The sequence below is a fragment of the Enterobacter cloacae complex sp. HYC003_NIDB genome (assembly GCF_056673375.1).
Genome location: NZ_CP114220.1, coordinates 3,245,753 through 3,267,865, shown reverse-complemented (window position 1 = coordinate 3,267,865; position 22,113 = coordinate 3,245,753). Strand labels below are relative to the sequence as shown.

Sequence of the window (22,113 nt, the reverse complement as noted above, 5' to 3'; positions counted from 1 at the left end):
ACGCACCCGAGAACAGTGGCTAATCTTTAAGCCATATGTCGATAAAGGAGTGCGTTATGCCTCAATCCTCGCTGATTTTCCTTCCAGTCTTGTTATTCCCGCTTTCACTGCTTGCAGCACCTGAGACGGTTAAGGTCGACGTGCTACAGACAAAACTGGATCACCCCTGGTCGCTGGCGTTTCTGCCAGATAACAAGGGGCTGCTCATCACGCTCAAAGACGGGCAGCTTAAGCACTGGCAGGCAGGAAAAGGGCTCTCCGATCCGATTGTCGGCGTGCCGAAAGTGTGGGCGAGCGGCCAGGGCGGACTGCTGGACGTCGCGCTGGCCCCGGATTTTGCACAGTCACAGCGGGTCTGGCTCAGCTTCGCCGAGGCAGGTAATGATGGCAAAGCGGGTACCGCCGTGGGCTACGGGCGGTTGAGCGATGACCTTTCGCGCATTGAGGGCTTCCAGGTGGTGTTCCGACAGATGCCGAAGCTCTCTACCGGCAACCACTTTGGCGGACGGCTGGTGTTCGACGGCAAAGGCTATCTCTTTATTGGCCTGGGTGAAAACAACCAGCGCCCGACGGCGCAGGAGCTGGACAAGCTTCAGGGCAAGGTGGTGCGCCTGACGGAGGACGGAAAAGTGCCGCCGGATAATCCGTTTGTGAACACCGCCGGTGCGCGCCCGGAAATCTGGTCCTATGGCATTCGCAACCCGCAGGGGATGGCGATGAATCCGTGGAGCGACACGCTGTGGCTCAACGAACACGGACCACGCGGTGGGGATGAGATTAACATTCCTGAGAAGGGCAAAAACTACGGCTGGCCCCTGGCGACGCACGGGATTAATTACAGCGGCCTGAAAATCCCGGAAGCGAAAGGCGAGCACGTTGAGGGCACCGAAAAGCCGCTGTTTGTCTGGAAAGTATCGCCCGCCGTCAGCGGCATGGCGTTCTACAACAGCGACGTCTTCCCGCAGTGGAAAAACAAGCTGTTTATCGGCGCGCTGAAGGAGAAAGACGTGATCGTGCTGAGCGTGAAGGGCAATAGCGTGACGGAGGACGGACGCATTCTGGGCGATAAAGATCAGCGTATTCGCGATGTGCGCGTCGGGCCGGATGGCTATCTGTACGTGCTGACTGACGAGACGGACGGGCAACTGCTGAAAGTCAGCCCGTCCAGGTCGTAATCAGGTCACCGGGATCATCACCACGTTGCGATACGCCGGGCGCTCGCTAAGCTGTTGGATCCAGCGCTCCAGGTGAGGGCGCGGGCTCCAGCTAAGACCCATGTTAGTGAGGTTCCAGACGAAGGGGGCGACGGCGATATCGCCCACGCCGAAGGTGTCGCCGGAGAACCAGGCGTGCTTCGCCAGTTCGTCGTCCATCATCGCGAACAGGGATTCGCAGGCGTCCTGGGCGGCATGAATGGCGGGATAATCACGTTCGGCTTCCGGCGTGCGGACAAGCCCCATCAGGATCACCCGGTGCGTGGGGGAAAGCGTCTGGTTTGCCCAGTCCATCCATTTTTCGCCCTGCGCGCGGCGGGCTGGATTTTCAACCCACAGCCGACCCTGGCCGTACTGCGCGGCGAGATAACGCACGATGGTGTTGGACTCCCACAGCGTGGCGTCTGTCTCGTCATCGCGCAGCAACGGCACCAGTCCGTTTGGGTTCATCGCCAGATAGTCGGCGTCTTTATTCACCCCGAACGCCATGCCAGCCATGATTTGGTTGAACGGTAAATCCAGCTCCTCCAGCGTCCAGAGCACTTTCTTCACGTTAGTCGAATTGTTCCTGCCCCACAGCGTAATCATATTTACTCCCGATGAGATGTGAATCCGAGTCAGCTTTTCGCCATGGTGAGATAAACCTAACAATTACGCAACAGATGCTAAAAAAAACGCCGCAATCAAAGCGTATCTGAATGTTATTGCATAAACTTTAAAAACTTTACCTGGAACAGGTTTCTTTGAACGCTGTAGTGCGCTATTACTCATCGCTTCTTGCGACACGGTGATTGTGACGTGATTTTTAGAATGGACACTCGGGTGGCATTTATGACGCAAAAAACTTCTTCTCTGCGCAGCCTGGCGGCAGGCTCGGCGCTGCTTTTCCTTTTTGCCCCAACGCTCCATGCGGCGGAACAGACGGCGCCCGAAGCGCCGCCTGTCGATGCGCGCGCCTGGATCCTGATGGATTACGCCAGCGGGAAAGTGCTGGCGGAAGGTAACGCCGACGAAAAACTCGACCCGGCGAGCCTGACGAAAATTATGACCAGCTATGTGGTCGGTCAGGCGTTGAAAGCGGGCAAGATCAAGCTGGATGACATGGTCACCGTCGGCAAAGATGCCTGGGCGACGGGTAACCCGGCGCTGCGCGGCTCGTCCGTCATGTTCCTGAAGCCCGGCGATCAGGTCTCCGTTTCCGATCTGAATAAAGGGGTCATTATTCAGTCGGGAAATGATGCCTGTATTGCGCTGGCCGATTACGTCGCAGGCAGTCAGGACTCATTCATTGGGTTGATGAATGGCTACGCGCAAAAACTGGGTCTGACCAACACCATCTTTAAAACCGTTCACGGCCTGGATGCGCCCGGTCAGTTCAGTACCGCGCGCGATATGGCGCTGCTGGGCAAAGCGCTGATCCATGACGTGCCGGATGAGTACGCCATCCATAAAGAGAAAGAGTTTACCTTCAACAATATCCGCCAGCCTAACCGTAATCGTCTGCTCTGGAGCAGTAACGTTAACGTGGACGGCATGAAAACGGGGACGACCGCCGGGGCCGGATACAACCTGGTGGCCTCCGCGACGCAGGGCGACATGCGCCTGATCTCGGTGGTGCTGGGGACGAAAACCGACCGCATTCGTTTTAATGAATCCGAAAAACTGCTGACCTGGGGTTTCCGCTTCTTTGAAACCGTCACGCCGATTAAGCCGGACGCCACCTTCGTCAGCCAGCGCGTCTGGTTTGGGGATAAAAGCGAAGTGAACCTGGGGGCAGGTGAAGCGGGTTCTGTCACCATTCCACGCGGTCAGCTGAAAAACCTGAAAGCCAGCTATACCCTGACCGAGCCACAGCTGACCGCGCCGTTGAAAAAAGGCCAGGTGGTCGGGACGATAGATTTCCAGCTTAACGGCAAATCCATTGAGCAGCGTCCGCTGGTGGTGATGGAAGCGGTGGAAGAGGGCGGCTTCTTCAGCCGGATGTGGGACTTTGTGTTAATGAAGTTCCACGGCTGGTTTGGCAGCTGGTTCAGCTAGGTTTTTGCCGGGTGGCGCTGCGCTTACCCGGCCTTCGTTTGAGCCGTTGTAGGCCGGGTAAGGCGAAGCCGCCACCCGGCACAACCTCAATACATCAACTTCACCTGCTGCGCCTTTGCATACGACACCAGCTCGTCATCCGGGCGGCAATCACTGACGATGGCGTCAAAGCGCGACAGTTCCCCCATCCTTGCCGGACGAACCTTGCCAAATTTACTGTGATCAACCACCAGCACATGCTGCTGTGCGGCGTTGAGCGCCCACTGTTTCACCGGTAACTCTTCAAGATTAAAACAGGTTGCCCCCTGTTTCACATTCACACCCGCCGCAGAGTAAAAGGCGATATCCGGACATACATTGCTCAGCGTGTCCTGAATATTCAGCGGTTTGAAGATGGCGTTGCTGGCATGAAACTCGCCGCCGCACAAAATCACCCGGCACGCCGGTTTCTCCTGCAAGGCCAGGAAGGTGTTTAGCGAATAACAGACGGCGGTAAAGGGAACGGTGCTGTCGATGGCCTCGATGATCCACGGGGTTGTCGTACCGCAGTCAAAAAACAGCGTTTGATGCGGCTGCACCAGCGAGGCGGCGAGCCGCGCGGCTTTGCGCTTCTCTTCCACCAGGCGTGTTTTTTGATCGCTTAACAGATAATGGCTGGCGCTACGCGGCTCCAGAACAATATACCCGCCAAGCAGCACAACGGGGGCGCTGTCGCTGTTCAGATCGCGACGAATGGTCATTTCAGACACGCCAAGCAGGGTAGCGGCTTCCTTAAGATGCAGCTTATCGCTGCGCTTCAGCGCCTGAAGTAGCTGAGCAATGCGGTCATCGCGACGTGTTTCCATAGATCCTCGGGCTAAAAAAGTGAGCCCCCGCAGGGCGGGGGCTCAAGTGTAACCTGACGGACCGGGGTTAGTCACGTATCCAGCCTTTGCGGATCGGAAGGGCAAACAGAACGCGATAGGCCTGTGATAATCCACGATAAAGCGCCGGACCAAAGAGGCTCCACAGGATGGCTGCGCTGACGCAGCCCATCAGCCCCACCAGGAAACCGCCGACCATATCCAGCGGCCAATGTACGCCCAGGTAGACGCGGGACCAGGCGATGGCGACCGCCACGCCCATCAGCACCATGCCGGACCACAGGCGATGCCAGAACAGGAAGGCCAGCGCAAAGGTGAAGATCACCGTGCCGTGATCGCTCGGGAACGAGTCATCCGGCGCATGGTGCAGGAAGTTGTAGCCGACGCGATCGACAAACGGACGATCGTGCGGGAAGGCGTGGCCCAGCACGTAGCTTGCCAGCACGCTCACGCCGATCGCCATCGCCATTTTGATCACCAGATGGCGCTGGGCGGTGACCTGTGTACGAGGTCCCCATAACCAGAGGATCACCGCCAGCGCCGGTACAATGCTGATCACATCTTTCGCAATGAAGGTGGCGAGATCGATCATCCATTCCGGTGATGCTGGCGTGGCGTTGAGCAGGTAAAACAGTTCGTAGTTCAGATTTTCTAACATAATCTCGTTACTCTTTAGCAAACCAGGTGGAAACCAGCCCGTAAACCAGCACCTGGGAAAACCAGACCCACCACCCGGCCCACAGGTTGTGAGAGAAAAAATGCGCGCCGCGCATGACCTGCCCGAATCCCATCAGCAGCCCCATAACAACGCCTAACGCGACAAAGGACCAGGCCAGGCGCGGACGTTCACGCCAGAAGGCAAAAAACAACCCCATCACCATAAACCCGCTTGAGGCGTGGCCGCCGGGAAAGCAGCGTCCCGGTCCGCTGTCTGCCGGAACGGCGCTGAACAGGGGATACGAGACGGCTTTGCCGCCATACTCCACCAGATCCCACGGACAGCTGTGGTGGCTTATGCTTTTCAGCACCCCAACTACCAGCGCCCCCAGCCCCATCAGAAGCGCGGCCGTCACCAGCCGGGCATTGCGTTTGTAAGCGCCGTAAATCAGCGATGCGGCAGCCAGCGCAATGGTCACATATTTCGCCAGCCGATGGTTCAGCAGATCCAGCAGCGGGTTTTGCTGTAGCGGGAAATGGTGCGTCGCCGCGTCATACCAGAAGCCGGTTATCCATCGGTCAAGCGATTCATCGCGCGAAAGCCAGGTAAAAAGCAGCGCAAGGACGATCAGCCCGAAAAGCTGATAACCATAAAAGCGGGCAGGCAAACGGTAAAGGCTTTTTGTCTTATTTGTCGGTAACTTAGATAATTCTGAAGGGCTGACGGCGTGTGTCATAGTTTCGGTCAATAACGTGAAATAGCACTATCATAGGGAGGGCAACTTAAGGAAACCTTAAACAATAACGATAAGTGCCTTATTTCTGTGTTTTCACGTGATTATGCTATCTCAGACAGCGGCAATTCATTACACTCATCGCGATTTTTTCATACTAAAGAGATTGCATGATAAACCGTTCTTCTTCCGGTAATCGTCTGGGTCGTCAGGCGTTACTTTTTCCTCTGTGCCTAGTGCTTTACGAATTCTCTACCTACATCGGCAACGACATGATCCAGCCAGGCATGCTGGCTGTGGTTGAGCAGTACAACGCAGGTATTGAGTGGGTACCTACATCCATGACCGCCTATCTGGCGGGCGGCATGTTTTTACAGTGGCTTTTAGGGCCGCTGTCGGATCGTATTGGCCGCCGCCCGGTGATGCTGACGGGCGTGGTGTGGTTTATCGTCACCTGTCTCGCCACGCTGCTGGCGCAGAACATTGAGCAATTCACGCTGCTGCGTTTCCTTCAGGGCGTGAGCCTGTGCTTTATTGGCGCCGTGGGCTACGCCGCTATTCAGGAGTCGTTTGAGGAGGCGGTATGTATCAAAATAACCGCGCTGATGGCGAACGTGGCGCTGATTGCGCCGCTTCTGGGGCCGCTGGTGGGAGCCGCATGGGTCCACGTTGCGCCGTGGGAAGGGATGTTCGTCCTCTTTGCCGCGCTTGCGGCCATCTCTTTCTTTGGGCTGCACCGTGCGATGCCGGAGACCGCCACCCGCCTGGGCGAAAAGCTCTCGCTTAAAGAGCTGGGGCGTGACTATAAGGCGGTGCTGAAAAACGGTCGTTTTGTCGCGGGCGCGCTGGCGACGGGCTTTGTCAGCCTGCCGCTGCTGGCGTGGATTGCCCAGTCGCCGGTCATTATCATCAGCGGCGAACAGCTTAGCAGCTATGAGTATGGCCTGTTACAGGTGCCGATTTTTGGCGCGCTGATTATCGGTAACCTGGTGCTGGCGCGTCTGACGTCGCGACGTACCGTGCGTTCGCTGATTATTATGGGTGGCTGGCCCATAGCGGCAGGGCTGATTATCGCGGCGGTGGCGACCGTAGTCTCGTCCCATGCGTACCTGTGGATGACGGCGGGGCTGAGCGTTTATGCGTTTGGTATTGGCGTGGCGAATGCCGGCCTGGTGCGCCTGACGCTGTTCGCCAGTGAAATGAGTAAAGGCACGGTGTCTGCCGCGATGGGGATGCTGCAAATGCTGATTTTCACCGTCGGTATTGAGGTGAGCAAGCATGCCTATGCTTTCGGCGGTAACGGACTGTTCAGCCTGTTTAACCTCGCCAACGGCGTGCTGTGGATTGCCCTGATGGTGGTATTCCTGAAAGACAAACGCGTCGGAAACGCCCTGCAACCGTAATCCTTATTCCCTCTCCCCCGTGGGCGAGCTCGGGACAGTCCCCTCTCCCTGTGGGGGAGGGTAGGATGAGGGCACCAGAGCGCACGGAATCAATTAAACGGCGCCTCCCCGTCCAGCACCCTATCAATTACGTCCAGCACCCCTTCGTCATTATTGTTCGGTGCTTCATAGCGGGCCACCGCCTTAATGTGTGGTCTGGCATTGGCCATCGCGAAGCCAAACCCAGCCTGGCGCAACATCTCCACGTCGTTACCGCTGTCGCCAAAGGCCACCACTTCACTGTCCTCAATGCCCCAGCGCGCTTGCAGGATCCGCAGGCCGTTAGCTTTGTGTACGCCGGGGATAATCAGGTCGATACTACCGTGTCCCGTGGTCACCGGCACCATGATGTCGCCAAGCTTCTCATGCAGCAGCGCCTGAATGCGCGGAATTTCGTCGTCAGAGACGTTTAGCCCGAATTTGAAGAAAATATCGTTGAGGTTGTCAAAGCTGCTGACGCTTTCAAGGCGGTGATAGTATTTCGCAGCAATCTCTTTGAAGAGGTCGTTATACGTTTTCAGCGTGTAGGCGCTGTTTTTTCCGCAGGCAATTATCTCAATGCCGGGCACGTCGTTTAACAGGGTGGCGACGGTCAGAAAATGCTCTTTCGACAGTTCGCCGTTAAACACGTCTTCGCCCGCATCCACCACCCAGCCGCCGTTTTCGGCGACGAAGGCAATTTCATGGGCGATCTCCGGGAAAAATGAGATCAGCTGGTAGTACTGGTTTCCGCTGGCGACCACAAAACGGATGCCTTGCGCTTTCATGCGCGCGTACTGCGCCAGAAAACGCGCGCGGTTATAGGTTTTCGCATCGCTCAGGAAGGAGCCATCCATGTCGACTGCAATCAGTTTAACGCTCATATCCCTTCTCCATTGACGTTGTTTCTGCTTCCGGTTTTGCCACCGCTCGCGCCACCAGGGCGGCAATAATGACTAACCCTAAGACCACCAGCATCGCGCTGCGTAACCCGTAGTGCTCACCGAGGAATCCAAGCAGCGGCGGGCCCACCAGGAAAGCGAGGTAGCCCGTGGTCGCCACGACGCTCACGCGCGTCGGCGCGTCGGGGCCGGTATCGCTGGCAGCGGAAATGGTCAGCGGGAAGCCAAGGGAGGCGCCCAGTCCCCACAGGATCACCGACACGCCGGCAATCCAGTCCACATCCACAAAGATAATCATCGCGATGCCCAGCCCACCCAGCAGGGCGCTGGCACGGACGACAGCCACGCGGCTGTAACGGTCGATAAACCAGCCCCCGGTAAAGCGTCCGACGGTCATGCCGAGCGTAAACCCGGCGTAAATCAGCGAGCCGGAGGTGGGGCTAAATCCGTGCCCGTCCACCATCAGCAACGGTAGCCAGTCGTTGGCGGAGCCTTCAGCAAACGCCATCGCCAGTACCACCACGCCAATCAGCATCAGCTGGAAATCGCGATAGAAGGGCAACCCTTTTGCCGCAGACTTCTGTTCGTCCGAGGCATTTTGTCCTGTGCCTGCGGGAATAGCCCTGATGCCGGTGAGGATCGGGATAATGCAGACCAGCGCCGCGAGTAAAATGTGCACATTGGCCGCAATGCCCAGCGCCGTCAGCGCCATCCCTATGCCCGCGCCCGCCAGCGTGCCGAGGCTGTAAAAGCCATGCATCATCGGCAGCACCGTTTTGTTCATCGCCTGTTCAACGGAGGCCCCCTCGACGTTAATGGCCACTTCCGCCGCACCAAAGCTGCCGCCAAACACCATCAGGCCAAGGGCAAACATCAGCGGCGAGGCGAACCACAGCGCCACGCTCAGACCGAGCATTCCCACCACGGCGCAGCACATGGTGGTGCGGATCACCGCGCGCGTGCCAAAGCGTTTCACCAGCCAGGCCGAGCAGAGAATGCCGCTCATCGAGCCAATCGACAGGCCAAACAGCACGATCCCCATCTCCGCCGTCGAAACGGATAGCGTATCGCGGATTGCCGGGGTGCGCGTTGCCCAGGAAGCCATCAGCAGCCCGGGGATGAAGAAGAACATAAACAGCGCCCACATGCGCAGATGCAGGGCTTTGCGAGGAGAAGTTAGCGTCATTGGGATCAGCACCAGAAGTACAACAATAGCGACAACACTAGCAACTTTGTGTACATTTGTACATAAACCGGATGAGGATTTTATGAGCAGACCACCGAACGACCCTAACCGCCGCGAGAAGATACTCCAGGCGACGCTGGACACCATTGCTGAGCACGGTATTCATGCCGTCACGCACCGCAAAATTGCCACCTGCGCAGGCGTGCCGCTGGGGTCGATGACCTACTATTTCGACGGGATGGAGTCGCTTCTGGAGGAGGCATTCACGTGGTTTACGCAGCAGATGTCTCAGCAGTACCGGGATTTCTTCGCGGGGGTTACGGGGCGCGAGAGGGCGTGCGAGGCCATTACCACGCTGATCCACAGTTCAGCCGTGACCACGCCACACAATATGGCGCTGATGTATCAGCTGTACGCGTTTATGCACCGCAGCGCCGCGCTGAAAACGGTGATGCAGGACTGGATGAAGATGAGCCAGGCTACGCTGGAGCAGTGGTTTGATCCGGCCACCGCCCGCGCGCTGGATGCGTTTATCGAGGGGATGACGCTGCATTTTGTGACCGATCGGTCGCCGTTAACTCGGGAGGAGATCCGGGTGATGGTGGGGCGAATTGCCCGTGAGCAGATGCCACGCGATTAGCAGAAGGGCACCATGATGTTACCGGCCCAGAACTTTTGCCTGGAGTCGATTCGACTACTCTGCTTGCCGGGTACCGGCTTCGCCTTACACGGCCTACAATCCTGAATCTTAAATTTGTATTTCTTCAGGCAACAAAAAACCCATCAACCTTGAACCAAAACGGCGGGGTTGATGGGCTCCACAAATTGGGGACATCAAAGAAAAGCAGTGGCACTAGTTATGACTGCACCCTGCGTAAAAAGTTCTGCGCGTAACGAAAATTTTTTGCGCCACACGCAAACTTGAGATTTATCCGAGTCCAGGCCAGATAATGATGATCAGCGTACCTGCCAGCGTCAGCAGCACGTTGGCGATTGCGTACGTGCCTGCATAGCCCAGCGCCGGGATATTGCTGCGCGCGGTGTCGCTGATGATCTCCATCGCCGGTGCGCAGGTGCGCGCGCCCATCATCGCGCCGAAGAGCAGGGCGCGGTTCATGCGCAGCACGTAGGCGCCGAAGAGGAAACAGATCACCACCGGTACCAGGCTGACGATAAGTCCGGAAACCAACATTTGCCAGCCGACCGCGCCCAGGCCGTTGCCAATGCCGCTCCCGGCGCTTAATCCGACACCCGCCATAAAGACCATCAGACCGAACTCTTTCACCATGTTCAGCGCCCCCTGAGGGATATAGCCGAAGGTGGGATGGTTCGCTCGCAGGAAGCCCAGCATGATCCCGGCGAACAGCAGACCGGCTGCGTTACCAATGCCGAAGCTAAAGTTGCTGAACTGGAAGGTTATCATCCCGATCATCAGGCCGACAATGAAGAAGGCGCAGAAGGCTAACAGGTCCGTCACCTGGCTGTGGATCGAGATAAAGCCGATACGGTCGGCAACGGTTTTAACCCGTCGGGCATCGCCGCTGACCTGCAACACATCGCCTTTATTGAGCACCACGTTATCGTCGATAGGCATTTCAATCTGGCTGCGGATCACGCGGTTGAGGAAACAGCCGTGGTCGGTCAGCTTCAGCTGTGCCAGACGGCGGCCCACGGCGTTGTGGTTTTTCACCACAATCTCTTCGGTGACGATACGCATGTCCAGCAGGTCGCGGTCAAACACCTCTTTCCCGTTGCGGAAGCTCGGATCGAGACGCGCGTGGGCGTCCGGGTAGCCAACAAGGGCGATGTCATCGCCCATCTGGAGCACCGCGTCACCGTCCGGGTTTGCCAGAATGCCGTTACGACGGATACGTTCGATGTAGCAGCCGGTCTGACGGTAGATCCCCAGCTCGCGCAGGTTTTTCCCGTCGGTCCAGGCAACCAGCTCCGGCCCGACGCGGTAGGCGCGGATCACCGGCAGGTAAACTTTACGTTTGGAGTCCGTGTCCAGGCCGCGCTCGCGGGCGATGGTCTGGGCGCTGGTCTGAAGATCCTGATGCTGAAGTTTTGGCAGATAGCGCGCGCCAACAATCAGGCTCACCAGACCAATCAGATAGGTCAGGGCATAGCCCAGACTCAGGTTGTCTAGCGCGGAGGAAAGCTGCGTGCCTGCCATGCCAGAATGACGAAGCGTATCCCCCGCGCCAACAAGCACCGGCGTGGAGGTCATCGAGCCTGCCAGCATACCGGCCGTTAAGCCGATGTCCCAGCCAAACAGTTTGCCCAGCCCTAACGCAATCAGCAGGGCGCTACCGACCATCACCAGCGCCAGCATCAGGTAATTTTTGCCGTCTCGGAAGAAAATGGAAAAAAAGTTCGGACCGGCTTCCACGCCTACGCAAAAAATAAACAGCATGAAACCTAAGTTAAGCGCGTCCGTGTTAATACTGAAATGTTGTTGACCTAATAACAGGGAGACGACTAAAACGCCAATGGAATTACCAAGTTGAACTGAACCCAGGCGTAATTTACCCAGACAAAGGCCCAGCGCCAGTACCACAAATAATAACAGGATGTAATTCCCATTTAACAAGTCTGCGACGTTTATATTCACGGAGGCTAACTTCTTGTTTACCAGTAAGTTGTTGAATGAAAGGACTATTTGGGCTACTGTTTTCAGAGTCAGGGAATCACTTTGCATCTCCCTGCTTCCTGATAAATACCCTAAACACTAGCAGTCGGTTAGTTTAATCGTAATAGCTACCGACAGCCACCTATTATCGCACGACTTTTGTGCGTGCTTTGGCAAGGATTGCCGCATTGCTTTATCTGACTGGGCGTCCACCGGACGATTTTTGTATTTGATAGAGATAAGTCAGGAGGATAGTTTGAACTTTAAACGAAACTGGGCTGGCGTAATCAGCTGTTTTTTGCTGTTTACGGTCGTTTGCATGTCGCTCGCTTTTAACGTGAAAGGCGCCTTCAGAGCGTCCGGTCATCCCGAGCTGGGCCTGTTGTTCTTCATCCTGCCGGGGGTAGTCGCCGGTTTTCTCTCGCGTAAAGGCGAGGTGGTGATGCCGCTTATTGGGGCAATGCTTGCGGCCCCGCTCTGCCTGCTTCTGATGCGCGTGCTGTTTCTCTCGTCGAGAAGCGTCTGGCAGGAAGTGGCGTGGCTACTGAGTGGCGTTTTCTGGTGTGCGCTGGGCGCGCTCTGTTTCTTATTTACGCGCAGCCTGCTGCAACAGAGGAAGCACCGTAAATAAAAACGCCCTCAGGGTGAGGGCGTCTTCGCATTACTGAGCCGCAAACAGGCCCAGGTGTTCTTTGGCGTAGGCCTCAAAATCAGTGCAGCCGCCGATGTGTTTCTGATCGAGGAAGATCTGCGGCACGGTTTCAACCGGTTTACCCACGGTTTTTTCCAGATCGGCTTTAGTGATGCCTTCCGCGTGGATATCCACGTAACGGAAGTTGAAATCATCACGTTCTTCAGTCAGTTTCTCTGCCAGCTCTTTCGCGCGTACACAGTAAGGGCATCCTGGACGACCAAAAATTACTGCAAACATTTCTCTCTCCTCAAAAAACAAGCCTGACGGCGAATGGCGCCTATAGTGCACGATAACCTGCCGTCATGGAAAGAAGGTTTCACCTGTCACTTTGATACAGTCAGGCTATGTTTCGCCAATTACATCAGGTGGATCATTGCCTATACTGGCTGCCATACGTTTTACGCAACACAAAGAGAGACAAAATGACGCCAACCATTGACCTGCTTCGTTCCCACCGTTCCATTCGCCATTTCACCGATGAGCCGATTACCCAGGCGCAGCGGGAAGCGATCATCGACAGCGCAAGAGGCACCTCCAGCTCCAGCTTTTTGCAGTGCAGCTCCATTATCCGCATCACCGATCCGGCGATGCGTGAGCAGCTGGTAACGCTGACGGGCGGACAAAAGCACGTTGCCCAGGCGGCTGAGTTCTGGGTGTTCTGCGCCGATTTTAACCGTCATCTGCAAATCTGCCCCGAGGCCGAGCTGGGGCTGGCGGAACAGCTGCTGCTGGGCGTGGTGGATACGGCGCTGATGGCGCAAAACGCGTTCACGGCGGCGGAATCGCTGGGGCTTGGCGGCGTCTATATTGGCGGGCTGCGTAACAACATCGAAAGCGTGACGGAACTGCTGAAGCTGCCGAAACACGTGCTGCCGCTGTTTGGTCTGTGCCTCGGCTGGCCGGCGGATAACCCGGATCTGAAGCCGCGCATTCCTGCTGCGATGCTGGTGCATGAAAACCACTACCAGCCGGTCGACCAGGACGTTCTGCATCAATACGATGAAGAGCTGGCGAACTACTATCTGACGCGCGACAGCAACAACCGCCGCGACACCTGGAGCGACCATATTCGTCGCACCATCATTAAGGAGAACCGCCCGTTCATTCTCGATTACCTGCACAAACAGGGCTGGGCAACGCGGTAGTCCATTCCTCCTGCGCCTCGTGTATGATAGGCAGGCTTTTACCATGTCTTTAGAGAGGTGCAGGGTGAAAATTGCCATATTGTCCCGGGATGGAACGCTCTATTCATGTAAACGCCTGCGAGAAGCGGCGGCGAAACGCGGACATCAGGTTGAGATCCTCGATCCGATGTCCTGCTATATGAACATCGACCCTGCGGCATCGTCGATTCATTACAAAGGCCGCAAACTCCCGCATTTTGATGCGGTAATTCCCCGCATTGGCTCCCAGATCACCTATTACGGTACGGCTGCGCTGCGCCAGTTTGAAATGCTGGGAAGCTATCCGCTCAACGAGTCCGTGGCGATCTCCCGCGCCCGCGATAAGCTGCGCTCGCTGCAACTGCTGGCGCGCCAGGGGATCGATCTGCCCGTCACCGGGATTGCCCACTCCCCGGACGACACCAGCGATTTAATCGACATGGTGGGCGGTGCGCCGCTGGTTATTAAGCTGGTGGAAGGTACGCAGGGTATTGGGGTGGTACTGGCGGAGACGCGTCAGGCGGCGGAAAGCGTGATCGACGCGTTTCGCGGTCTGAATGCCCATATTCTGGTGCAGGAGTATATTAAAGAGGCCAACGGGTGCGACATCCGCTGCTTTGTAGTGGGCGATGAAGTGGTGGCCGCCATAGAGCGGCAGGCGAAAGAGGGCGACTTCCGCTCTAACCTACACCGCGGCGGTATCGCGCGGGTGGCCCTTATTAGCGAGCGCGAGCGCGAGATTGCGGTGAAAGCAGCGCAGACGCTGGGCCTGGACGTGGCGGGGGTCGATCTGCTGCGTGCCGGGCGCGGGCCGCTGGTGATGGAAGTCAACGCCTCGCCGGGGCTGGAAGGGGTGGAAAAAACCACAGGCGTCGATATTGCAGGTAAAATGATCGCATGGATTGAACGCCATGCGACGCCGGGATTTTGCCTGAAAACGGGCGGTTAAATGGATCGGCGCGCACTTTTTGCGTAATCTGGACAACGTTTTTATTTAAGAGGCTGCACAGCGATGGATTTACAGGTCGTACCTACACTGGATACGTTACGTCAATGGCTCGATGATGCCGGTATTACTTTCTTCGAATGCGACTCCTGCCAGGCGCTGCATCTGCCTCACATGCAAAATTTCGACGGCATTTTCGATGCCAAAATCGATCTGATCAACGACGTGATCCTTTTCTCCGCGCTGGCCGAAGTAAAGCCTTCAGCGCTGCTGGCGCTGGCCTCTGATCTGTCAGCGATCAACGCCAGTTCTTTGACGGTGAAAGTGTTTCTCGGCATACAGGATGATAATCTGCCAAAGCTGGTGGTTTGCCAGTCTTTATTCTCCGGCGCGGGGCTCTCCTTCAAGCAGTTCGCCTGGTTTATGCGCCTGAGCGAAGAGCAAATTTCCATGGTAATGATGGAAGCCAACGCACATCACCTGCTGTATAGCGCGGAAGATGACGCCGAGAATAATGATGCATCTCCCAATTTTCTCCACTAAGCCTGTCTGACTTTTGCGCAGTCGCTGCCAGAGCGGCTGCATAACACCGTTTTTTCTGCTGCTTTTAACCTTTCTTTAAAGAGTTTTTCACCTCCTCTGCGGCCGTTTCGGCTTATCACGTAGACATAATCTGCATAAAAAATTGATAAAAGGCGTTTTTTCGTCTGGGCTATAGCCGGAGACACGGGCTACAGTTATTCTTGCGGTGCTTAAAAAAGCGAGCGGAACCTGCCGGAATGAGGGGGGTATTTTATTTCGGGCAGAGCGACAAACTATGCATGATTATTGCATATCTTCAGGCTGCACAGTTTTGGTTCGTTTGTTAACGAACTTTCAGAAGGAATAACAATATGATCGCCTTGAATAAAAAATGGTTATCGGGTCTGGTTGCGGGTGCTCTGATGGCCGTCTCTGCCGGCACGCTCGCTGCGGAACAAAAAACGCTGCACGTCTATAACTGGTCTGACTATATTGCGCCGGACACCGTCGCGAATTTTGAAAAAGAGACCGGCATTAAGGTTGTCTACGACGTATTCGATTCCAACGAAGTGCTGGAAGGCAAACTGATGGCGGGCAGCACCGGTTTCGATCTGGTGGTGCCGTCGGCAAGCTTCCTGGAGCGTCAGCTGACCGCCGGTGTCTTCCAGCCGCTGGACAAGAGCAAATTACCGAACTGGAAAAACCTCGATCCGGACGTGCTGAAGCTGGTGGCGAAGCACGATCCTGAGAATAAATACGCGATGCCTTACCTGTGGGCGACCACCGGTATTGGCTATAACGTGGATAAAGTCAAAGCGGCGCTGGGCCCGGACGTCAAGCTGGACAGCTGGGACGTGGTGCTGAAGCCGGAAAACCTCGAGAAGCTGAAAAGCTGCGGCGTCTCTTTCCTCGATGCGCCGGAAGAGATTTTCGCCACCGTGCTTAACTATCTCGGCAAAGATCCTAACAGCAGCAAGGCCGACGACTACACCGGTCCGGCAACCGACCTGCTCCTGAAGCTGCGTCCGAATATTCGCTACTTCCACTCCTCTCAGTACATCAACGACCTGGCTAACGGGGATATCTGCGTGGCCATCGGCTGGGCGGGCGATGTCTGGCAGGCGGCGAACCGCGCGAAAGAGGCCAAAAACGGCGTAAATGTTTCCTACTTCATTCCGAAGGAGGGGGCGCTGGCGTTCTTCGACGTCTTCGCGATGCCGGCTGATGCGAAAAATAAAGAGGAAGCGTATCAATTCCTCAACTACCTGATGCGTCCGGAGGTGATTGCCCACATCAGCGACCATGTCTACTACGCCAACGGTAACAAGGCCTCCGTGCCGCTGGTGAGCGAAGAAATCCGCAATAATCCGGCGATCTATCCGCCAGCCGATGTGTTTGCCAAGCTCTTCACCCTGAAAGTGCAGGAACCGAAAATTGACCGTGTGCGTACCCGCGCGTGGACCAAGGTGAAAAGCGGTAAGTAACGGCGTTTGATATCGTTGCCCGGTGGCGCTGTCGCTTACCGGGCCGACAGATCCCGTAGGCCGGGCAAGCGTTAGCGCCGCCCGGCGATGCGCACCCTGACGGTGCGTTTGCACCAGTGTTGATCTATGCCGGAGAACACCCCGTGAATGACGCGATCCCCCGCCCGCAGGCGAAAGTCCGTAAAGCGCTGACCCCGCTTCTTGAAATTCGTAACCTCACCAAATCCTTCGACGGCCAGCATGCCGTGGACGATGTCAGCCTGACGATCTACAAAGGTGAAATTTTTGCTTTGCTCGGCGCATCGGGCTGCGGCAAATCCACACTGCTGCGTATGCTGGCAGGCTTTGAACAGCCTACCGCCGGGCAGATCGTGCTGGATGGGGTAGACCTCTCCAGCGTGCCGCCGTACCTGCGGCCCATAAACATGATGTTCCAGTCCTATGCCCTGTTCCCGCACATGACCGTTGAGCAGAACATCGCCTTCGGCCTGAAGCAGGACAAACTGCCGAAAGCCGAAATCACCGCGCGCGTGGCAGAGATGCTGAGCCTGGTGCATATGCAGGAGTTTGCGAAGCGTAAGCCGCATCAGCTTTCCGGCGGCCAGCGTCAGCGCGTGGCGCTGGCAAGAAGTCTGGCGAAGCGTCCAAAATTATTACTGCTCGACGAGCCGATGGGCGCGCTGGATAAAAAGCTGCGCGACCGGATGCAGCTGGAAGTGGTGGATATCCTCGAGCGCGTGGGGGTGACCTGCGTGATGGTGACCCACGATCAGGAAGAGGCGATGACCATGGCCGGGCGCATTGCGATCATGAATCGCGGTAAGTTCGTGCAGATCGGCGAGCCGGAAGAGATCTATGAACACCCGACAACCCGCTACAGCGCGGAGTTCATCGGCTCGGTAAACGTCTTCGAAGGGCTACTGAAGGAACGCCAGGAAGACGGTCTGGTGATTGAATCGCCGGGGCTGGTGCACCCGCTGAAGGTTGATTCTGATAACTCCGTGGTGGACAACGTGCCGGTTTACGTTGCCCTGCGCCCGGAAAAAATCATGCTTTGCGATGAGCCGCCCGCCGATGGCTATAACTTTGCCGTGGGCGAAGTGGTACACATTGCCTATCTCGGCGATCTGTCGATTTACCATGTGCGCCTGAAAAGCGGCCAGATGCTCAGCGCCCAGTTACAGAACGAACACCGGTATCGCAAGGGACAGCCAACCTGGGGCGACGAAGTGAGCCTCTGCTGGGATGCGGACAGTTGCGTAGTCCTGACGGTATAAGGAGCGGTCATGAGCACACTTGAACCTCCAGCCCGCGTCAAAAAACCGGGCGGTTTCGCGCTCTGGCTGGCGCGCATGCAGATGGCGCATGGCCGCAAGCTGGTCATCGCCATGCCCTATATCTGGCTGATCCTGCTGTTTCTGCTGCCGTTCCTGATCGTCTTTAAGATCAGCCTGGCGGAGATGGCGCGGGCGATCCCACCGTATACCGATCTGTGGGAGTGGGCCGACGGGCAGCTGACGCTGACCTTAAACCTCGGTAATTTCCTGCAACTGACCGACGATCCGCTCTATTTCGAAGCCTATTTGCAGTCGTTACAGGTTGCGGCTATTTCTACGATTTGCTGCTTGTTGATGGGCTACCCGCTGGCGTGGGCAGTGGCGCACAGCAAGCCGTCGACGCGAAATATTTTACTGCTGTTGGTCATTTTACCGTCGTGGACGTCGTTCCTGATCCGCGTGTACGCGTGGATGGGGATCCTGAAGAATAACGGCATACTGAATAACTTCCTGCTGTGGCTTGGGGTCATCGACCAGCCGCTGACGATCCTGCACACCAACCTTGCGGTGTATATCGGGATTGTCTATGCCTATCTGCCGTTTATGGTGCTGCCAATCTATACGGCGCTGACGCGAATCGATTACTCGCTGGTGGAAGCCTCGCTGGATCTCGGCGCACGCCCGTTGAAGACTTTCTTCAGCGTCATTGTGCCGCTCACCAAAGGCGGGATCATCGCCGGGTCGATGCTGGTGTTTATCCCGGCGGTCGGGGAGTTTGTGATCCCGGAACTGCTCGGCGGCCCGGACAGCATCATGATTGGCCGCGTGCTGTGGCAGGAGTTCTTCAATAACCGCGACTGGCCGGTGGCCTCGGCGGTGGCGATCGTCATGTTACTGCTGCTGATCGTGCCGATCATGTGGTTCCACAAACATCAGCAGAAACAGATGGGAGACCACGGATGAACAACTTACCGGTAGTACGCTCCCCGTGGCGAATTGCGATCCTGATTATCGGCTTTACCTTCCTGTATGCGCCAATGCTGATGCTGGTGATCTACTCGTTCAACAGCTCTAAGCTGGTCACCGTCTGGGCGGGCTGGTCCACGCGCTGGTACAGCGAGCTGTTCCACGATGATGCGATGATGAGCGCGGTGGGGCTGAGCCTGACCATTGCGGCGCTGGCGGCGACGATGGCCTGCGTGCTGGGCACTATCGCCGCGCTGGTGATGGTGCGCTTTGGCCGTTTCCGCGGGGCGAATGGTTTCGCGTTTATGATCACCGCCCCGCTGGTGATGCCGGACGTCATCACCGGCCTGTCGCTACTGCTGCTGTTTGTCGCGCTGGCGCACGCCATCGGCTGGCCAGCGGATCGCGGGATGCTCACCATCTGGCTGGCACATGTCACCTTCTGTACGGCGTATGTGGCGGTGGTGATCTCCTCGCGGCTGCGCGAGCTGGATCGCTCCATTGAAGAGGCGGCGATGGATCTCGGCGCAACGCCGCTGAAGGTCTTTTTCATCATCACGCTGCCGATGATTATGCCGGCGGTGATCTCCGGCTGGCTGCTGGCGTTCACGCTCTCGCTCGACGATCTGGTTATCGCCAGCTTTGTGTCGGGGCCGGGCGCGACGACGCTGCCGATGCTGGTCTTCTCCAGCGTGCGGATGGGGGTGAATCCGGAGATCAACGCCCTGGCCTCCATCATCCTTGGCGTGGTCGGAATTGTCGGATTTATCGCCTGGTATTTGATGGCGCGCGCGGAAAAACAGCGTGTGCGCGATATCCAGCGTGCAAGACGCGGCTGAAGGAATTACTATTTCCAGTGATGTGCCGCGTATGACGCGGCACTGTTTTTCAGGGAAGTAAAAACATTGGGATTCTTACAAAAAACACGTCATTCGCACGCTCGTCCGAACGTCCCTGCACTGGTGCAGGTGGCGGCGCTCGCCATTATTATGATCCGCTGCCTGGATGTGCTGATGATAATGAACACGCTGGGTCCGCGCGGAATGGGGGAATTTATTCACCGCAGCGCGCAGACGTGGAATCTGACGCTGGTGTTTCTCAGCAGCCTGATGCTGGTGTTTATTGAGATCTACTGTGCGTTCTCGCTGGTGAAAGGACGTAACTGGGCGCGCTGGGTGTATCTGCTTACGCAGATCACCGCCGCAGGCTACCTGTGGGCCGCCTCGCTGGGCTATGGCTATCCGGAGCTGTTCAGCATACCCGGTGAGTCGCGACGCGAGATTTTCCATTCACTGGTGATGCAAAAACTGCCGGATATGCTGGTGCTCTGCCTGCTTTATCTCCCGGCTTCCAGTCGGCGGTTCTTCCGCCTGCAATAATGTGTATAATCGCAGCCCTCGTGTTTCTTAAGGTTTTCATATGCAGTGCGCACTCTATGACGCCGGACGCTGCCGCTCCTGTCAGTGGATAGAACAGCCGGTCTCTCAACAACTCACCGCCAAAATGGCCGACCTGCAACAGCTGCTGACAGCACATGCGGTGGGCGAGTGGTGCGCACCCGTCAGTGGCCCGGAACAGGGCTTTCGCAATAAAGCCAAAATGGTGGTCAGCGGCAGCGTTGAAAAGCCGCTGCTGGGGATGCTGCACCGCGACGGCACCCCGGAAGATTTAACCGACTGCCCGCTGTATCCCGCCTCGTTTGAGCCGGTGTTTAGCGCGCTGAAACCGTTTATCGCCCGGGCGGGGTTAACGCCCTATAACGTTGCCCGCAGGCGCGGCGAGCTGAAATACCTTTTGCTGACCGAAAGCCAGATCGACGGCGGGATGATGCTGCGCTTTGTGCTGCGTTCGGAAAACAAGCTGGAGCAGCTGCGCGCGGCGCTTCCGGGGTTGCAGGAACAGCTTCCGCAGCTCAAGGTTATCACCGCGAATATTCAGCCGGTGCATATGGCGATCATGGAAGGGGAGAAAGAGATTTTCTTCACCGAACAGCATGCGCTGGCGGAGAGCTTTAACTGCGTGCCGCTGTGGATCCGTCCGCAAAGCTTCTTTCAGACTAACCCCACCGTCGCCAGCGCGCTGTACGCCACCGCGCGCGACTGGGTGCGTGCGTTACAGGTTCATCACATGTGGGATCTGTTCTGCGGCGTCGGCGGCTTTGGTCTGCACTGTGCCACGCCAGACATGCAGCTCACCGGAATTGAGATCTCCGCCGAAGCGATTGCCTGCGCGAAGCAGTCCGCCGCAGAGCTGGGGCTGACGAATCTGCACTTCCAGGCGCTAGACTCGACCCGGTTCGCCACCGGACAGGGCAACGTGCCGGAGCTGGTGCTGGTGAACCCGCCGCGCCGGGGTATCGGCCAGGCGCTCTGCGACTACCTGAGCCAGATGGCGCCGGAGTACATTGTCTACTCCAGCTGTAACGCGCAGACCATGGCGAAGGATATCGCCAGCCTGCCGGGCTACCGCATTGCGCGCGTTCAGCTTTTCGATATGTTCCCCCATACCGCCCATTATGAAGTGTTGACGTTGTTGGTGAAAACGCGTTAATCCTCAACATCGCCCGGTGGCGCTGCGCTTACCGGGCCTACGATCCGGAGTAGGCCGGGTAAGGCGTAGCCGCCACCCGGCTTTGTTTGCTCAACCCATGAATGCGACTCCCGCCTCTGTTTTAAGCCAGCGTGGCGCTTTCAATTGGTCGGCAAAATAGCCTGTCAGCTCAAAGAGCAGATCACCCATCACGCGGGCTGACTCCGGCGCAAGTACTCCCCCTATTAAGAGTTGCGTAATCTCCTCACAATAACGGCACAGTTGATCAGGCTCTGCGTTGAATACAGGTTCGCTTTCTGGTAAAACATCCACCGTTAATCGTTCATACAAATGCTCCGGCACAGGTTCAAGCAGCATCGGGCGGAGCAAGGCAAGACAGGTGGCGAGGCGGCCACAGAGCGCGATTTTTCTGGCAGGATCGATTTCTTCAACTAGTGCTTCACAGTAGCGTTGGCAGTTGTCGGCCAGATCGGTGAAATCGGTATTGTGATTAACAGGAAGGGTGAGAAGTGTGTCTGAAAAAGGCGAGACGATCGACATATAAACATCCTCAGTATGTTGGTTTGTCACCGCCACTGAAAATGCCAATTTTCTTTGGTGGCGGAGTCGAACGAGGTTGGCATAACCGGACATACTGAGAACCGGCGCGCTTTTCAGCGCCCTCGTCCGACTCACCATTGAAGTGTAACCGGACGCACAGCGTAAAAAAAGTCTCACGCCGTCAGTATGTTATGCAGGATGCCAATCCCGACACCAGATTTTGCTGGTGTGAGCTGAACATACGCCGGTAAAACCTTAATAAAAAGAGGGGGGAAAGGAGAATTTAAATCCTGCGAGGCTGCTTCAGAAAATACAGAGGAGACCG

At 56.8% G+C, this 22,113-nt stretch carries 23 protein-coding genes; 14 read left to right on the top strand and 9 right to left on the bottom strand.

The features are described from left to right. Positions 1–56 precede the first annotated feature (56 nt). Positions 57–1,175: a PQQ-dependent sugar dehydrogenase gene (locus tag O1722_RS15620; protein WP_033486337.1), complete on the top strand. Its 1,119-nt coding sequence runs from the start codon at positions 57–59 to the stop codon at positions 1,173–1,175. Here O1722_RS15620 and O1722_RS15615 read toward each other — a convergent pair whose 3' ends face one another. Beyond that, positions 1,176–1,802 (bottom strand): glutathione S-transferase family protein, encoded by a 627-nt coding sequence (locus O1722_RS15615; RefSeq protein ID WP_017384888.1) that lies wholly within the window; start codon positions 1,800–1,802, stop codon positions 1,176–1,178. Between the two features lie 243 nt (positions 1,803–2,045). Between O1722_RS15615 and dacC the strand changes: the two genes are divergently transcribed. Beyond that, positions 2,046–3,251 carry a serine-type D-Ala-D-Ala carboxypeptidase gene (gene dacC, locus O1722_RS15610; RefSeq protein WP_058686662.1) on the top strand — a complete coding sequence of 402 codons (1,206 nt, stop codon included), beginning with the start codon at positions 2,046–2,048 and terminating at the stop codon, positions 3,249–3,251. 86 nt (positions 3,252–3,337) lie between these two features. Here the strand turns inward: dacC and deoR are convergent, their stop codons facing one another. The 3 genes from deoR to O1722_RS15595 all read right to left on the bottom strand — a co-directional run bounded on the left by deoR (position 3,338) and on the right by O1722_RS15595 (position 5,508). Then, entirely contained in the window at positions 3,338–4,096 is a 759-nt protein-coding gene (deoR, locus tag O1722_RS15605) for a DNA-binding transcriptional repressor DeoR (protein ID WP_017384886.1), read from the bottom strand. Between the two features lie 67 nt (positions 4,097–4,163). Continuing rightward, positions 4,164–4,772: an undecaprenyl-diphosphate phosphatase gene (gene ybjG / locus O1722_RS15600; RefSeq protein WP_015571025.1), complete on the bottom strand. Its 609-nt coding sequence runs from the start codon at positions 4,770–4,772 to the stop codon at positions 4,164–4,166. 7 nt (positions 4,773–4,779) lie between these two features. Continuing rightward, positions 4,780–5,508: a phosphatase PAP2 family protein gene (locus O1722_RS15595; RefSeq protein WP_023303358.1), complete on the bottom strand. Its 729-nt coding sequence runs from the start codon at positions 5,506–5,508 to the stop codon at positions 4,780–4,782. Between the two features lie 167 nt (positions 5,509–5,675). On the opposite strand from O1722_RS15595, the gene O1722_RS15590 reads away from it, so the two are divergent. After that, complete coding sequence (locus O1722_RS15590; RefSeq protein WP_017693739.1) at positions 5,676–6,908, top strand: MFS transporter; 1,233 nt, start codon at positions 5,676–5,678, stop codon at positions 6,906–6,908. An 89-nt stretch (positions 6,909–6,997) separates the two neighbouring features. Here O1722_RS15590 and O1722_RS15585 read toward each other — a convergent pair whose 3' ends face one another. Beyond that, on the bottom strand, positions 6,998–7,810 hold the full coding sequence (locus tag O1722_RS15585) for a Cof-type HAD-IIB family hydrolase (protein ID WP_022650681.1): 813 nt from the start codon (positions 7,808–7,810) through the stop codon (positions 6,998–7,000). Further along, positions 7,800–9,014, bottom strand: coding sequence for an MFS transporter (locus O1722_RS15580; protein ID WP_033486336.1), 1,215 nt, complete (start codon positions 9,012–9,014; stop codon positions 7,800–7,802). Before O1722_RS15580 ends, O1722_RS15585 begins: the two co-directional genes overlap by 11 nt. Before the next feature lie 82 nt (positions 9,015–9,096). Between O1722_RS15580 and O1722_RS15575 the strand changes: the two genes are divergently transcribed. Continuing rightward, on the top strand, positions 9,097–9,654 hold the full coding sequence (locus tag O1722_RS15575; protein WP_032647831.1) for a TetR/AcrR family transcriptional regulator: 558 nt from the start codon (positions 9,097–9,099) through the stop codon (positions 9,652–9,654). Between the two features lie 288 nt (positions 9,655–9,942). Here O1722_RS15575 and O1722_RS15570 read toward each other — a convergent pair whose 3' ends face one another. After that, positions 9,943–11,628: an aspartate:alanine antiporter gene (locus tag O1722_RS15570; RefSeq protein WP_026080732.1), complete on the bottom strand. Its 1,686-nt coding sequence runs from the start codon at positions 11,626–11,628 to the stop codon at positions 9,943–9,945. Positions 11,629–11,902: 274 nt separating this feature from the next. Here O1722_RS15570 and O1722_RS15565 point away from each other — a divergent pair, with 274 nt between their 5' ends. Beyond that, positions 11,903–12,277 (top strand): inner membrane protein YbjM, encoded by a 375-nt coding sequence (locus O1722_RS15565; protein ID WP_017384878.1) that lies wholly within the window; start codon positions 11,903–11,905, stop codon positions 12,275–12,277. 30 nt (positions 12,278–12,307) lie between these two features. Here O1722_RS15565 and O1722_RS15560 read toward each other — a convergent pair whose 3' ends face one another. Next, complete coding sequence (locus O1722_RS15560) at positions 12,308–12,577, bottom strand: GrxA family glutaredoxin (RefSeq protein ID WP_006809455.1); 270 nt, start codon at positions 12,575–12,577, stop codon at positions 12,308–12,310. 185 nt (positions 12,578–12,762) lie between these two features. On the opposite strand from O1722_RS15560, the gene nfsA reads away from it, so the two are divergent. The 9 genes from nfsA to rlmC all read left to right on the top strand — a co-directional run bounded on the left by nfsA (position 12,763) and on the right by rlmC (position 21,248). Beyond that, the gene (nfsA, locus tag O1722_RS15555; protein ID WP_015571015.1) at positions 12,763–13,485 is read left to right on the top strand and encodes a nitroreductase NfsA; all 723 of its coding nucleotides are present in this window, start codon (positions 12,763–12,765) and stop codon (positions 13,483–13,485) included. A 64-nt stretch (positions 13,486–13,549) separates the two neighbouring features. Continuing rightward, positions 13,550–14,452 (top strand): 30S ribosomal protein S6--L-glutamate ligase, encoded by a 903-nt coding sequence (gene rimK / locus O1722_RS15550; RefSeq protein ID WP_017384877.1) that lies wholly within the window; start codon positions 13,550–13,552, stop codon positions 14,450–14,452. A 63-nt stretch (positions 14,453–14,515) separates the two neighbouring features. Then, positions 14,516–14,992 carry a YbjN domain-containing protein gene (locus tag O1722_RS15545; protein ID WP_100151223.1) on the top strand — a complete coding sequence of 159 codons (477 nt, stop codon included), beginning with the start codon at positions 14,516–14,518 and terminating at the stop codon, positions 14,990–14,992. A 350-nt stretch (positions 14,993–15,342) separates the two neighbouring features. Further along, positions 15,343–16,455 (top strand): spermidine/putrescine ABC transporter substrate-binding protein PotF, encoded by a 1,113-nt coding sequence (gene potF, locus O1722_RS15540; RefSeq protein ID WP_015571013.1) that lies wholly within the window; start codon positions 15,343–15,345, stop codon positions 16,453–16,455. A gap of 143 nt (positions 16,456–16,598) precedes the next feature. Further along, positions 16,599–17,732, top strand: a complete 1,134-nt coding sequence (gene potG / locus O1722_RS15535) for a putrescine ABC transporter ATP-binding subunit PotG (RefSeq protein ID WP_033486335.1) — start codon at positions 16,599–16,601, stop codon at positions 17,730–17,732. 9 nt (positions 17,733–17,741) lie between these two features. Then, positions 17,742–18,695, top strand: a complete 954-nt coding sequence (gene potH / locus O1722_RS15530) for a putrescine ABC transporter permease PotH (protein WP_017693731.1) — start codon at positions 17,742–17,744, stop codon at positions 18,693–18,695. Further along, positions 18,692–19,537 (top strand): putrescine ABC transporter permease PotI, encoded by an 846-nt coding sequence (gene potI, locus O1722_RS15525; RefSeq protein ID WP_003858378.1) that lies wholly within the window; start codon positions 18,692–18,694, stop codon positions 19,535–19,537. The genes potH and potI overlap by 4 nt, the downstream gene beginning before the upstream one ends. 42 nt (positions 19,538–19,579) lie before the next feature. Continuing rightward, the gene (locus O1722_RS15520; protein ID WP_085929694.1) at positions 19,580–20,077 is read left to right on the top strand and encodes a YbjO family protein; all 498 of its coding nucleotides are present in this window, start codon (positions 19,580–19,582) and stop codon (positions 20,075–20,077) included. Positions 20,078–20,117: 40 nt separating this feature from the next. Continuing rightward, on the top strand, positions 20,118–21,248 hold the full coding sequence (gene rlmC, locus O1722_RS15515) for a 23S rRNA (uracil(747)-C(5))-methyltransferase RlmC (RefSeq protein ID WP_033486334.1): 1,131 nt from the start codon (positions 20,118–20,120) through the stop codon (positions 21,246–21,248). Between the two features lie 90 nt (positions 21,249–21,338). On the opposite strand, the gene O1722_RS15510 is transcribed toward rlmC, so the two are convergent. Continuing rightward, entirely contained in the window at positions 21,339–21,788 is a 450-nt protein-coding gene (locus tag O1722_RS15510; protein ID WP_033486333.1) for a hypothetical protein, read from the bottom strand. Between the last annotated feature and the right edge of the window lie 325 nt (positions 21,789–22,113).